This is a genomic window from Vibrio inusitatus (assembly GCA_024346935.1).
Classification (GTDB): Bacteria; Pseudomonadota; Gammaproteobacteria; order Enterobacterales; family Vibrionaceae; genus Vibrio; species Vibrio inusitatus.
The window spans coordinates 1,808,797-1,821,640 of sequence record AP024878.1 but is presented as its reverse complement, the minus strand read 5'-3'; the positions used below and the strand labels follow the sequence as shown (position 1 = coordinate 1,821,640).

14 protein-coding genes are annotated in these 12,844 nt (G+C 42.5%); 6 read left to right on the top strand and 8 right to left on the bottom strand.

What is annotated here, in order from left to right:
- Positions 1–57: 57 nt before the first annotated feature.
- On the bottom strand, positions 58–843 hold the full coding sequence (gene kdgR, locus OCU48_RS08400; protein ID WP_141344152.1) for a DNA-binding transcriptional regulator KdgR: 786 nt from the start codon (positions 841–843) through the stop codon (positions 58–60).
- Between the two features lie 215 nt (positions 844–1,058).
- Between kdgR and OCU48_RS08395 the strand changes: the two genes are divergently transcribed.
- Positions 1,059–1,586: a YgjV family protein gene (locus OCU48_RS08395; protein WP_141344151.1), complete on the top strand. Its 528-nt coding sequence runs from the start codon at positions 1,059–1,061 to the stop codon at positions 1,584–1,586.
- A gap of 66 nt (positions 1,587–1,652) precedes the next feature.
- Positions 1,653–2,330: a DUF3047 domain-containing protein gene (locus OCU48_RS08390; protein ID WP_141344150.1), complete on the top strand. Its 678-nt coding sequence runs from the start codon at positions 1,653–1,655 to the stop codon at positions 2,328–2,330.
- On the opposite strand, the gene OCU48_RS08385 is transcribed toward OCU48_RS08390, so the two are convergent.
- The 4 genes from OCU48_RS08385 to OCU48_RS08370 all read right to left on the bottom strand — a co-directional run bounded on the left by OCU48_RS08385 (position 2,322) and on the right by OCU48_RS08370 (position 5,830).
- Positions 2,322–3,146, bottom strand: coding sequence for an FTR1 family iron permease (locus OCU48_RS08385; protein ID WP_141344149.1), 825 nt, complete (start codon positions 3,144–3,146; stop codon positions 2,322–2,324). The two genes, OCU48_RS08390 and OCU48_RS08385, sit on opposite strands and share 9 nt — an antisense overlap.
- Positions 3,147–3,321: 175 nt before the next feature.
- A complete protein-coding gene (locus OCU48_RS08380) occupies positions 3,322–4,776 on the bottom strand; it encodes a vWA domain-containing protein (protein WP_141344148.1) in 1,455 nt (484 codons plus the stop codon).
- An 11-nt stretch (positions 4,777–4,787) separates the two neighbouring features.
- A complete protein-coding gene (locus OCU48_RS08375; RefSeq protein ID WP_141344147.1) occupies positions 4,788–5,339 on the bottom strand; it encodes a TadE/TadG family type IV pilus assembly protein in 552 nt (183 codons plus the stop codon).
- 2 nt (positions 5,340–5,341) lie between these two features.
- The gene (locus tag OCU48_RS08370) at positions 5,342–5,830 is read right to left on the bottom strand and encodes a TadE/TadG family type IV pilus assembly protein (protein ID WP_141344146.1); all 489 of its coding nucleotides are present in this window, start codon (positions 5,828–5,830) and stop codon (positions 5,342–5,344) included.
- 536 nt (positions 5,831–6,366) lie between these two features.
- On the opposite strand from OCU48_RS08370, the gene OCU48_RS08365 reads away from it, so the two are divergent.
- The 4 genes from OCU48_RS08365 to OCU48_RS08350 all read left to right on the top strand — a co-directional run bounded on the left by OCU48_RS08365 (position 6,367) and on the right by OCU48_RS08350 (position 9,421).
- Positions 6,367–6,522 carry a hypothetical protein gene (locus OCU48_RS08365; protein ID WP_167496150.1) on the top strand — a complete coding sequence of 52 codons (156 nt, stop codon included), beginning with the start codon at positions 6,367–6,369 and terminating at the stop codon, positions 6,520–6,522.
- Positions 6,523–6,723: 201 nt separating this feature from the next.
- On the top strand, positions 6,724–7,605 hold the full coding sequence (locus OCU48_RS08360) for a LysR substrate-binding domain-containing protein (protein ID WP_141344145.1): 882 nt from the start codon (positions 6,724–6,726) through the stop codon (positions 7,603–7,605).
- Between the two features lie 137 nt (positions 7,606–7,742).
- Complete coding sequence (locus OCU48_RS08355) at positions 7,743–8,636, top strand: acyltransferase (RefSeq protein ID WP_141344144.1); 894 nt, start codon at positions 7,743–7,745, stop codon at positions 8,634–8,636.
- Positions 8,637–8,860: 224 nt separating this feature from the next.
- Positions 8,861–9,421, top strand: coding sequence for a sugar O-acetyltransferase (locus tag OCU48_RS08350; protein WP_141344143.1), 561 nt, complete (start codon positions 8,861–8,863; stop codon positions 9,419–9,421).
- Between the two features lie 57 nt (positions 9,422–9,478).
- On the opposite strand, the gene OCU48_RS08345 is transcribed toward OCU48_RS08350, so the two are convergent.
- The 3 genes from OCU48_RS08345 to OCU48_RS08335 all read right to left on the bottom strand — a co-directional run bounded on the left by OCU48_RS08345 (position 9,479) and on the right by OCU48_RS08335 (position 12,843).
- Positions 9,479–10,660, bottom strand: a complete 1,182-nt coding sequence (locus tag OCU48_RS08345) for a multidrug effflux MFS transporter (protein ID WP_141344142.1) — start codon at positions 10,658–10,660, stop codon at positions 9,479–9,481.
- Positions 10,661–10,771: 111 nt separating this feature from the next.
- Positions 10,772–12,160, bottom strand: coding sequence for a sensor histidine kinase (locus tag OCU48_RS08340; RefSeq protein WP_141344141.1), 1,389 nt, complete (start codon positions 12,158–12,160; stop codon positions 10,772–10,774).
- Positions 12,157–12,843: a response regulator transcription factor gene (locus OCU48_RS08335; protein ID WP_141344140.1), complete on the bottom strand. Its 687-nt coding sequence runs from the start codon at positions 12,841–12,843 to the stop codon at positions 12,157–12,159. The genes OCU48_RS08340 and OCU48_RS08335 overlap by 4 nt, the downstream gene beginning before the upstream one ends.
- Position 12,844: the final 1 nt, after the last annotated feature.

Below are 12,844 nucleotides of genomic sequence, written 5' to 3'. Positions count from 1 at the left end.
TATCGGCAATCTTTTAGTGGTGAAGATCCCCGATAAGACCGGGGATGATGCGAACCACTAGGCAAGTGGATAGTCGTGGTAACCCAGCTGTTCTGAGATTCGCTTACCTGCATTTTGCAACATCTTCACGTACTCAGGCTTGCGGTTAATATCGAAACGAATAGTAGGGAAAGACACCGATACCGAAGCAATAATATTGCCAAAACGATCATAGATAGGCGCAGCAAAACAGCGTAACCCTGGCTCTTGTTCTTCGTTATCTTCACCAAAGTGTTGCTTAGCAACAAGCTCCACTTCACTCATCAACTGTTGCGCATTTTCATGAGTTTTGTCGGTATGCTTAATGAACTCTACATTTTCTAGAATAGCTAATGCTTCTTCATGACTTTTACCCGCTAATAACACCTTGCCTATGGCTGTACTGTAAAGAGGGTTACGTCGACCGACACGAGAATGCATACGCAGATTGTAGCTAGAGTCTATTTTATGAAGGTAAATGATTGCGCCTTCATCCAGAGCACCAAGGTGAACCGTTTCGTTGGTTTGATTGGATATCTCACGCATCTCTTTGTCAGCAATATCAATCAAATCAACGTACTCTAGAGCTTTCGCGCCAAGTTCAAATAACTTGAGCGTCAGTGCGTATTTGTCAGCCTCTCCTTCCTGGGAGACAAAACCAAGCATCTTCATCGTTTGCAAGAATCGATAGGTGGTTGCTTTTGACATCATTAAGCGTTGTGAAAGCTCAGATACACCAATCTCTTTTTGCTCAGCTAGAGCTTGTAAAATATTGAACACCTTAAGTACCGATGAGACGGCTTCAGGCTGAGTGGATTTTTCCATCCTAGTCCTTGTTTTTTGTTACTGCATTTTTCGCAAAGTATACAGATAAAAATTGGTTGAGTCAGTTATTTCAAAAATGCTTTTCATTATTTTGAAACCGAACGGATTTGCAGTGATTTTTGTGTGACCTATTAGTAATAACTTGATGAAACGCCGTTTTAAAAATGTATAATATTGAGCAGTTAGATTTATTTATAGTGTTGGTAAGAGAGTCGATGTCAGAACTTCATTTTTGGGGGCAAGTATTAGGGTTTGTGAGTTACGCCATTGGTGTGTCGACGTTTTATCAGAAAGACGATAAGCGTTTGAAGATCATGATGATGGTATTCAACATCAATCACCTATTTCACTATTTGCTGCTGGGGTCAATGATGTCAGCTCTAAGTGCCTTGCTCTCTGCGATGAGAACAACGACGGCGCTTTTTACCTCTTCAAAGCTAGTCGCGTTTATCTTTATCTTCGCTTCAGGTTTGCTTGGTTACACACTCGCTGATAGTTGGGCGGATGTTTGGCCAATCTTAGGAACGGCTATCGGCACTTATTCAGTATTTGTCCTCAAGGGGATTCCTATGCGTATCGGATTCTTGTTGGGGGCATGCTGTTGGTTGACTAACAATATCATCATTGGCTCAATTGGCGGAACGCTATTAGAAATGACCCTGATTGGCTTTAATCTGTTTACTATGTTTCGTCTGTATAAAGAGGCGCGGGTATCGAGTACCGCAGTAGAGCAAGTTCAATAGACTCGAGTCTTAAACATCGATATAGTCGATGAAAAGGAAATAACCTATGGCCTCTTGGGAATAGTAATGAAAATTAGTAGCTTGTTTGCAATTGTATTCGTCGGCAGCATGCTAATTAGCCCCACTGCACTTGCACAGCTAAACATTACTGATATTGCTCAAGGCGGAATGGAGGCATGGAAAACCAAAGATATTGCCACGCCTACTCGTTACAATGTCACTGATTATCAAAATAGACCTGCAATTCATGCCCGCAGTGATAATGCTGCTTCAGGTCTTGTCCTTAACAAGCGTATCGACCTCCTTGATACTCCCTATATGAACTGGTCTTGGCTGGTAAAGCAGTCTCTACCTGAGCTTCAAGAAACCACCAAGCAAGGCGATGATTTTGCAGCGCGAGTTTACGTCGTAATCGATGGTGGAATGAGATTTTGGAACACAAAATCAATAAGCTATGTTTGGTCGAGTTCTCCTATAAGCGATAAGGTTTGGGATAACCCCTTCGCCGGCGCTAACGTAAAAATGCTCGCCGCCCGAGGTAGCGAGTCAATTTCTAAGCAATGGTATGACGAGAAACGCAATATCTATCAAGATCTGATTGATTACTTTGGTGACAAGGGAAGCGATAAAGCCAATCAAAAAAGCTATCGCTACATTGATATGGTAGCGATTATGACTGATACCGATAATAGTGGTACACATGCAGAGTCTTATTATGGTGATATCGTTTTCTCATCACGATGATTGGGTTGTCATCTGCAGTTGGCTGTTCACTTTTTTGCTCAGAGAAAATATGATTACCAGCGTAGAGGTGTAGACGATCAACTGCATTAAGCTTGGTTTCTCGGTATAGCCAAACACTACATGCATGACCAACGCTAGCCAATTGCTATGGTGGTCAAAGTAGGGGGTCGTATTCCAAACTTGTGGAATGAGTGAAGGAACCAGACCGATTGAAGATAGCTTTGATACGGCATTTGCTGCCATACCGGCTGATAAAAAGGTCATGATCACAGCAAAGACATCAAATACTTTCCCAATATTGACCTGAATAAGGCCAAAGTACATCAACACACCTATGACAATAGCCTCAAGTGCACCAAATGCACTCCCCAGCACTATAGAGTGAACAGAGACGGACGATTGGCTTACCAACCCTAGTAAAAAAAGCACAACCTCACTGCCTTCTCGAACTACAGTCAGAAATGCCACCAAAGAAAGAGAAAACAAAGGTGAGGTAGCGTCGGAGACATCAATATTAGAGATTCTTTGACCTATCTTTTTACCCTCAGACTTCATCCAAATGACAGTCCAAGCGATAAGCAAACAAGCAAGAATAAGGATGATGGCGCCTGTAAGTTTTGCTTTTAGTAGTGAAGCAATAAAAGGGTTGAACAGAGCTACACTCGCAAGTAAGACAGAGAAACAGACGCCTCCAATACTCCCTAAGAGTATCCATTTACTTGCGCCCTTTATTTGATTTGTTGCCGCTAAAAGTAAGGTAATGATGAGAACCATCTCGAAACCTTCCCTCGAGACTATCGCCATACTGGCAAACATAACAACTCCGTTTATTAATGAAATGTGTTCTCATTATCAACACAATGAGTGTTAAGTTATAGATGGAAAAAATAGAACTAAGATGCAGATTTTGAATAGAGAAAATAGTCGATGAAAACAAGATAAAGAAAAAGCACCGAATTGCAGATTCGGTGCTTGAGGGATATAGAAAGGGTTAAAGAGTCAATCGAATGATGACCTCGAGCATTTTATCGAAACAGGGACCCAAATCATCTTCAGTTTCAGCAAAGCAATAAACACCTTGCTTTTGGTCTGGATCAAAGTCAGCGGCTAATGGTGTTCCTGATTCACCGGGAAAAGTCGCCGTCAGCATAGCTGGGTCGTTAGCCATTCGGTAGAGCAAATATTCTCCTCTTTCATCATCATCCTTCCCTGACTCTTCCTGTAGTGCATCCCCTAGACCTAAGGTGAACACAAATATATTATTTGAGCGAGCTGTCGATGCCATCTGTTCGGGTAAGTTTCGCGATGCCTGCTGAATATTCCCCCACAAAATGCTACTGTTATCGTCGCTTGGGCCATCAAAATTGGTGAGAGACCTTTTTACTGGAGTAACCTCATCAACCTCGAATAAATTAACGTTCCCGTGATTTAGGCCTGTGCTGTTTCCTAAAGTGCTAGTCATGGTTATTTTGCTTTCTATATTTCCACCCTCATAGTAATCACCATCACTATTATCTAGTTGTGCATATACTTTATCGGGGTCCCAAAGCCCGTGAGCGCCACTACCCCCTGAGATACGCAATACCCCTTCAACGAGCTCATCTGTTGCACTAGAACCGGAACCTGTTCTATAGCCAACTTCTGCAGTCATTGCAGTTGGCGTTCCATCCGTAAAAAATACGATTACTTGTAAGTCGGCAGGTGTATCGACATTAGATATTTGCGAGTAGCCTTTGTAAAAACCTTCTGCTGTGTTGGTATATTGCCCACTGCTAATGTCGAAATTATCAATTTCATCTATGACGCCATTGCTACCATTCGTTAGCGTAAATCCACGACTGTCGCTAAAAGGTACAGGTACTTCCGCCCCGTTTGCGTATTTGACAATGGATACTCTGTCAAAGCTTTCACTAAAGTTGGAGACGAAAGATTTGGATCTTGCGATCACAGTATCCGCTTCGTCAGAGAGCGAACCACTGTTATCAACGATTAAAACGATATCAACAGGTCTTCGTATTGCTTCGGCTTGCGCACCAACGGCCCAGGTATCAAACCCCAATAGACCAATAAAAGCGGTTGGCATATTTGCAGTCGCAGATAGACTTATAGAGATATATCCGGTTCCTCCTGACCCATCATCAACTTGGGTAATGACAGGAGTTCCTAATATAGGGCTAGCCGTTTTTAGTGCTTCAGAGAGATTCACATCAAAGTATTTTTGTGCTGCATCTTCTGCAGCAGTCTCACCCTGTGCCACTGCTCTTGCTGCCGCAATAGCGGCCGCATCAACTGCGGAAAAAAGCTTGGCTTGCATACTGTATGCGCGTCCCGAGTCAATCGCTAAGCCTGCCATAATAAGCAGAAATGGTAGCGCAATCACCGTAAGCAACACCGCTAGTCCTTGTGACTCTTTCGTGTTGCGATGGAATTTTTGAGTCATATCCATATAGACCCCCCTTATAAATAAGTTAGTTCCTTGATGGTGAAATCACTATCAAAGATATATGTAGAAATGGGGGAATAACGATAGATCACTTCGACAACGTAAACGGCTTCCCCTTCGTCTAAATCCAGTGGGAAGTTATTTAGCTCGGGTTCGGATTCGGGAAGGTCACATTCACCATTTGAGTCCCAAGTATCGCATCCATTCCAAGTGCTGCTGTCAGCGGAGTAGCCGAAATTGGTCCAGCGATACTGCTCAAGCAACTGAGGATTCTCACCTTCAGCACGACCATAAACAAGATTGACGTAGATTATCCCATCGGTTTTTAAATCCAGTGGATCTGCTGTGGAAGCCACAGTATCCATGACCTGCTCTGGAGTTTGAGTCGTGTTGCGTGAAATAAGGTTCGCCCCTTCACGACTGATACTAATGATGATGTTATTCGCTTGAATAACCTGAGTTAATTCGAAAATACCCATCATAATAATCAGAAGGATCGGTACAATCACAGTCATCTCGACTGAGGCGAGTCCATTGTCTTTCTTTAGAGAGATGAAGTGCTTCATTATTAAAACGCCTCATTTTTCATTGCTGTTTTAACTGTAAACGTGTATTTACCGTCGGTGAGTAGAGGGTAAATGATTGGACTTACTGTCGGCCATTCGCAGGCAACCTCTAATACAATAGCCTCTCCTGAAGCTCCAAAAGTTCCATCATTGATGTAGGTACCGTTTGAACTGACTTTTATGCCGTCTTGGATAACAACTTTTGAAAGTAGACCATCCGATGACTGATCTATTTTCTGTAAGATGGCTTTTGCTCGCTCTTTAGTCCCATCTTCATCTTCATCAGGGTCTAGGTCGCTGCGCCCAGTGATGGCATATCTCGCACCCTCTCGAACAGCATGCTGCATAGTTAATTTTACATAACCAAACATAGCGAAATCTACGATTGTAAAGAGCAACGCGAATAACAGAGTCGCAACGATTGAAAACTCAATTAAAGCGACACCTTTTTGTCTTTTTCGAAGATACTTGCACTTTGTTTTTTTCAACATAATCGCTGATTCCCAACTAGGGACTGCCCACAAGCATTTGCTGCAAAATTTAGAGACATAAACCTCAAGTGATGACTTTTTTTGAGCAACAATTTCCAACATCGCATTGTAATTTGATAAGCGTCCATTGCTTTGTCCTCAGATACTAAACCCCTATATTGAGAACAATCCAATCCCATCATAAGGTTAAAATATATACAATCCTGAGGTAGGGATAGTTGAAAGCAAGTGGTAATTCAAGTCTTCGGAACGATATTCTGTAAACTGTGGGAAGGTGTTTCTAGAAAACACTATTAACTACAAAAGGTTACTAGCTTATGATTTCTGATTCATATTGCACCTTTATTAATAACATTTCCGTATAAGTATCGCCCCAAGTGATTGGGCTTATAAATGATATTTTTCTGATTTTTTAGAAACTATGAAGCGTTACTTATTTTAGTCGTTAAGGGTGACTTACATCGCTGTTATTGAATCATTGTTAATGTATTGTAACTTATAATGTTTAAGGCTATTACGGATAAAAAGGATGTACCATGATGGTGATTAAAGAGAACTTCAAGAATGATAGTAAGAATCAAAGTCTTTCTAAGTCGACAGGTAAGGAAGGAACCCTACCTAAATTTCTTGCGTTTTATGCTTTGCTAATAGGTTGGTGTTCACTCGTTATCTACTCGATGGCGACGAGTTAATATCAATTTTGTTAATACAAAGGAGCGAAAGCTCCTTTTTTGATTCTGCTTGCTATATTTGCCTCTCTTCCTCTCTCACATGTTTATTTACAGTTTAATATTCTCGTTTTCATTCCGCTGCTGATGATTTTAGCCATCTAGACGTTTACACACCATTACTAGGTGAGTATGTTAGTAGGATAGAAATGGTTAGGATGGATGATGTTAGAGCTAAAACATTTAAGGACAATGCAGGGACTCGCGAAATTTGGCTCTATTGCCAGTTGCGCCGAAAATTTGCACATTACTCAGTCAGCGATTTCCCATCAACTTAAAGAGCTTGAGGTAAGAGTTGGCGGGCAACTGTTCTATCGCAAGACAAAGCCGATACGTTTTACGGCCCAAGGGCAGGTTATTATTGAGTTGGCAAATCAAGTTTTGCCACAGATCTTGGCGACGGAACAGAAGTTGAGCCAGCCACAAGAAAATACACGGTTTACTTTAGCCATTGATTGTCACTCCTGTTTTCAGTGGCTATTACCGACAATTAAGCGCTTCCAAAACCAATATACAGAATTGGACGTAGATCTTGAGTCTGGGTTTCATCAGCACCCGCAAGAGCGGTTGTTAGCGGGCGAGATCGATCTTATGATTACCTCTGATATAGAAACTCGCGGCGATATCCATTTTCTGCCACTGTTCGGTTATGACTTGCAATTAGTGATGAGCCACGATCATCCGTTGAATAGTAAACGGTTTATTGAACCTACCGACCTTGCCTCTGAAGTGTTGCTAACTTATCCAGTAGATAAGCGCCGTATGGACGTTTACAATCTATTCCTTAAGCCTCAGCAATGTGAGCCACTTAAGTGGAAGAAGGTAGATAATACATCCACATTATTGCAGATGGTTTCAGGTGGCTTTGGGGTTGCGGCGTTACCTGATTGGGCAGTGCGCACCTTTGAAAATCAAGATCTTATTATGACTAAGCCATTAGGTGATGGAATACGACGTCACTTATATGCTGGGGTACGTGTAGCGGATAGTAAGCTTGAACATATTCAAGAATTTACCGAAATGACCCAGGCACACCATTCTAACTAAAGCTGATCGGAGGTGTTTCTGTTTTACCCCTATTTATGTGCGATGTTTAGTATTGATTAAAGAAAATGTACTTTTGAGATTAATCTGCAGTTAATTCTGATATATGATGACGCCTTCACATGCTACGGACTCAGCAAATGCTTAAAAATCTTCAGATGATCATGAATATTTTCTTGGTCATGTTAAATACTGCTTACACCTCACTTGTAGTTAGTATTCTGGCAATTATTAAAATCGTCTTACCATTCGCTGGTGTTAAAGTCTCAATGAGCAAACTGGCAAACAAGCAGATGTGGTTGTGGGCAACAATTAACCTCTGGCTACTCAACGTAAATAACAAGATTGATTGGCAGATCGAAGGCGGAGAAAATCTTTCCACCGAGCAATGGTATTTGTTGATCTCTAATCATCTTAGTTGGGCTGATATCGTTGTCTTATCCTCGGTGATGAAAGATAAGATTCCTATGGGCAAGTTCTTGCTTAAGCACAGTCTTTTATACGTTCCCTTTGTTGGTTTAGCTTGCTGGGGGCTGGACATGCCGTTTATGCGTCGCCACTCTCATGAGTTTTTGGTGCGCAACCCTGAACGTCGTAACGATGATTTTGATGCAATTAACAAGGCCTGTGAGAAATTTCGACGGGTACCTACCACTATGATCAGTTTTGCTGAAGGTACGCGTGCTAGCCAAGAAAAAATGGCGACGGCGAAGACACCATATCAACATTTATTGAAACCGAAAACTGGCGGAGTAGCCTTTACGCTCAACGCTATGAATGAGTTACTCGATGGAGTAGTAGACGTTACTCTTGCTTATCCTGAGAATCGTGAAGACCCATTTAACGATCTATTGAAGGGACGCTTAACTAAGGTAGTAGTCAATATTCGAGTATACGATATTGATGAGAATCTTCGCGGCGATTATTTTAACGACAAAGTGTTTAAACGCGGCTTTCATCGGTGGTTAAACACTGTTTGGCAAGAGAAGGATGAATACTTAAAGGGTGTTTATTCAACAAATAAAGACCAATAGTAAGAGGCAGCATTAGCTGCCTTTTTTGCGCTGCTTTATCCTAATTGTTTAAATACCTTATCCATGCTCGCCATCCTTCCTATTATTCTTGAATGTCCACATTTGTAGCTTCACAGTTCATAACGACGGAGCGTGACCTTGTTCGTTTTTTTGTCATTCTAGTCTCGCATTCATAGCCTACTTTTTGCATATTGCTGATCCGAACTATTTCATCGGTAGTAGTAATGAAAACTGAAAAAGAAAAGATGCTGGCTGGAGAACCTTATGAAGCATGGGATGAGGTTCTGCTTGCAGAAAGAACCCATTGTCGTAAGGCTGTGAAAAAATTTAATGAGACTCTGCCAGGAACGCCAAACTGGCGCGCCACAATGGAGGATATGATTCCAGGTAGTGGTAATGCGTATATTGAGCCGTCGTTTCGTTGTGACTATGGTTCTAACATCAAATTAGGCAAGAATTTCTACGCTAACTTCAACTGTGTGATTCTAGATGTTAATACTGTCGAGATCGGCGATAACGTTATGTTTGCACCTAACGTTCAAATTTACACTGCGGGTCACCCGGTTGATCCGGTCGAGCGCATTGAAGTCGGAATCGAATTTGGATTGCCGATTAAGATTGGTGACAACGTATGGCTTGGGGGGGGGGTGATTGTTTGCCCAGGTGTGACTATTGGCGAAAATACGGTTATTGGTGCAGGAAGTGTGGTCGTGAAAGATATTCCGGCTAACGTAGTTGCAGCGGGTAATCCGTGTAAAGTGATTCGTTCGATTGACGTAAAATAACTACTGCGCATTGAGTGCAATACAAAGAGGCGCTTTTAGCGCCTCTTTTGTTAACCATTAACCGTTGGGTACTTCGCTCTTAAAGCCTCGGTGGATGTTGGCATAGGTGATTATCGAAAACAGAGCAATAACACAGCCCAGTTGCCATGCTTGACTCAAGCCTATCGCCATTAGTCCCATACTGACAACGGAAGAGATTATCATCTGTCCGCCACCAGACATTGCAGCCGCCACTCCGGCTTTACGTCCATAGGGTTGCATGATCATTGCTTGTGCACATGGTAGTGCTAAACCATTGCCCAGCACCATGAATAGTTGACCAATCATCAACCACAATGGTTCCACTGGGCAGAACATTAACCAAATAGCTCCGATCATCTGTAAGAAAGGAGTGATCCTTAGTGTTTTATGAATACCTATTGTCGGGCGTAATCGATTACTTAACGTGGTGCCAATCAACATGCCCGCGGTTGGAATCAAAGCCCACAATGCGTATTGATCTGAGGTCATGCCAATCTCATCTTGCATGATGAAAGGCATTAGTGAAACTGTGGTGACCACCAAACTAAAGTTGAGCCATGAAATACTTGAAAAGCTAATGAAATAGCGCGAGTTGAGAAGCTCTTTATACTGCCCCAGCATAGTACTGACAGTAGGGAGTTTACGCTTATCTAGCATGGTTTCTTTGAAATTCATCATCAGCACAAGCCACGCGACTGCAACGTAACAAAGCAAAGAAATAAAGACCATTCCCCAGCCAAAGTAATGGTTAATAAAGCCGCCTATAACTGGAGCGACTAGTGGGGTGAGTGAAGCCACCATCGCGATATAAGATAGCGCAGTAGGAAGCTGAGAACCGGTATAGCTATCTCGTGTGGAGGCCCTAGCGAGAACCGCGCAACATCCAGTGCCTAGACCTTGCAGGAAACGACCTAAGACCATAGCTTGGAACGAATCCGAGTAGAGGATGATCGCTCCAAGCCCCATCATGGCAATTAATAGTCCACATAGCAGTACTTTCTTTCTACCTAGTGCATCTGAAATAGGGCCGTAGATGAACTGTGAAGGGCCAAATCCAAGTAAGTAAATACCCACTAGTAGCTGTGCCTGATCCAAAGTAATGGAGAAGTCTTTAGCAATCCAAGGAAGAGATGGAAAAACGAGGCCCATACTCAACTGACCAATACTGATGATCAAACAGGCAAGAAAAATAGGCTTTTTACGAAATAGTTGAGTCATGGGTGTCCAGCTTGGTGTACGCGATAAGCGGCAAAAGGAGAGTTATCGCGCTAAGTTAGAAATTGAACCATTGGTTCATCTGCCAGTATATCAAGCTTGTATGACTTTTTCTCAGCCTTTTGGTTTGGGGAGATGTAAGGTGATCTTAAAACCCGTTTCTTGCTCTAGTTGACTGAACCCCACATCAATACTCATGTCATGCAATTTTGCTACAACCGCAACCAACGCCAGTCCTAGCCCATGTCCGGGTGTGTTTCGCGATTTATCGGCACGATATAGCCGTTGCATGATTTTCTGTTGCTGATTCTTAGGTACACCAGGACCATTGTCTTCAATAATTAGCGTATTTTGCGATAGTTGGATCTTTACTTTGGCATGCTCAGGGCAGTACTTATAAGCATTGTCCAACAGGTTATAGATCAAACGAAACAATAAAGAAGGTTCACCTCTCATAGTCACAGGTGAAACATCTATAGACAGTGTTTGTTGCTTTTCTTCTAGTTGTGCCTCGGCAAGTTCAGCAGCATCTTGAATGATACGCGACAGGTCTAAATCAACAAATTGAGTCTTATCACCAATATTCTCAAGCTTACTGAGCTCTAGCATGGCATTGAAGGTTTGCAGCAGATCATCAAAATCTTGTTGGATCTGGGCAATTTGATCATTAGTTTGCTGTGTGTTTTCAGTTGCATTTTCTAGAATCGAAATTCGATTTTTAATGCGAGTCAGTGGCGTTCTTAGATCGTGAGCAATAGCGTCCGTTACGCCTTGTATCTGAGTGATTGATGACTCTATCTCATCTAGCATAGCATTGATGTAGTGAGCAATATTGTCCCACTCATCATGAGAATTATTAGTTTGAATTCTGCTGTCAAAACGGCCTTGCTCTATCTGAGAAACCACAGAGTGAATTCCCGATAATTGTGACTTCATCTTACGGCGAACTATCCAGCTTGGGATAAGAGCAATGAAAAAGGTACAAATCAGTACAACGATAGCTGCGTTTTCAAAGTTTTCGCGTACTTGCCATAGGTATTCGCTATCGGTCGCAACAAGGACAGAATATCCGTCCATTTCAAACTGACAGCCTTCTAATAAAGAAAGGTTGGCGCTATTTCCACGAACTACAGGAAACGGCTTGAGTTCGGGACACAAGGGCAAAGTGCTTGGAAATTGATTAAGGGAGCCATAGATCTCCCCTGCGTTGCTTCGCAGTACTGTGAGAATACCTTGTGGGTCGTAAAGGGTGTCATCAAGAATCTCGGGAAGAGCACTAGAGGCATTGGTTTCACTGGCGCTTTGTAAATGCTGAGCGTGCTGTAGCAGGATTTGCTGACGCGACTGTATCAGAGGTTGTATGCTCAATTGGTAAATAGTAAAAAGTGCTACTGCTACGGCAAGCCAAAGCATTACGGCTACAGACAAAGACAGCCGCCACAGAGAGTGACGACGCCATGTGCTGGTCAAAAGTGCCTTGCCTTGAGTTAGCAGATTGCTCATGTTGCTTTTACCATCCGATAGCCAGCACCGCGCACCGTTTCAATGAGATTAGGTTGCCCCTCAACCTCTAGTTTTTTTCTAAGGCGTGCAATATGCACGTCGATAACATTGGTTTGCGGGTCAAAATTGTAATCCCAAACCGCTTCAAACAGCAGTGAACGAGTCACTACTTGACCTGCATGTTCTATTAAGTAGCGCAGTAACTTAAATTCTTTTGCTTGTAGATTGATTTTTTGCGATGCAACGTAGACCTCTTGAGATAGGAGATCTAATTGAATATGGCCATTTCGAAGTTGGCTTTGCATTGAAGGTGTGGTTGAAGCTGATCCACGGCTTGCCAAAATTTCAACACGAGCAATTAACTCAGCTAAAGCAAAAGGCTTGGTGAGATAATCATCCCCACCTTGTTTTAGTCCTTTCACTCTTTCATCGACACTGTCTAGTGCGCTCAAAATGAGTACACGAGCCGCCGTATTGGCTGCTCGCAATGTTGAAAGTACAGTGAGGCCATCAATGGAAGGCAGCATGCGGTCGAGTATGATCACTTGATAGTCTCCCTCTAAAGCGAGAAACAAACCGTCTTGCCCATTATCTGCGCTGTCTATCTCATAGCCTTGCTGTTTGAGTGACTGACAAAGATACTCACGGGTATCTTTGTCGTCTTCGATCACCAGTACTTTCACT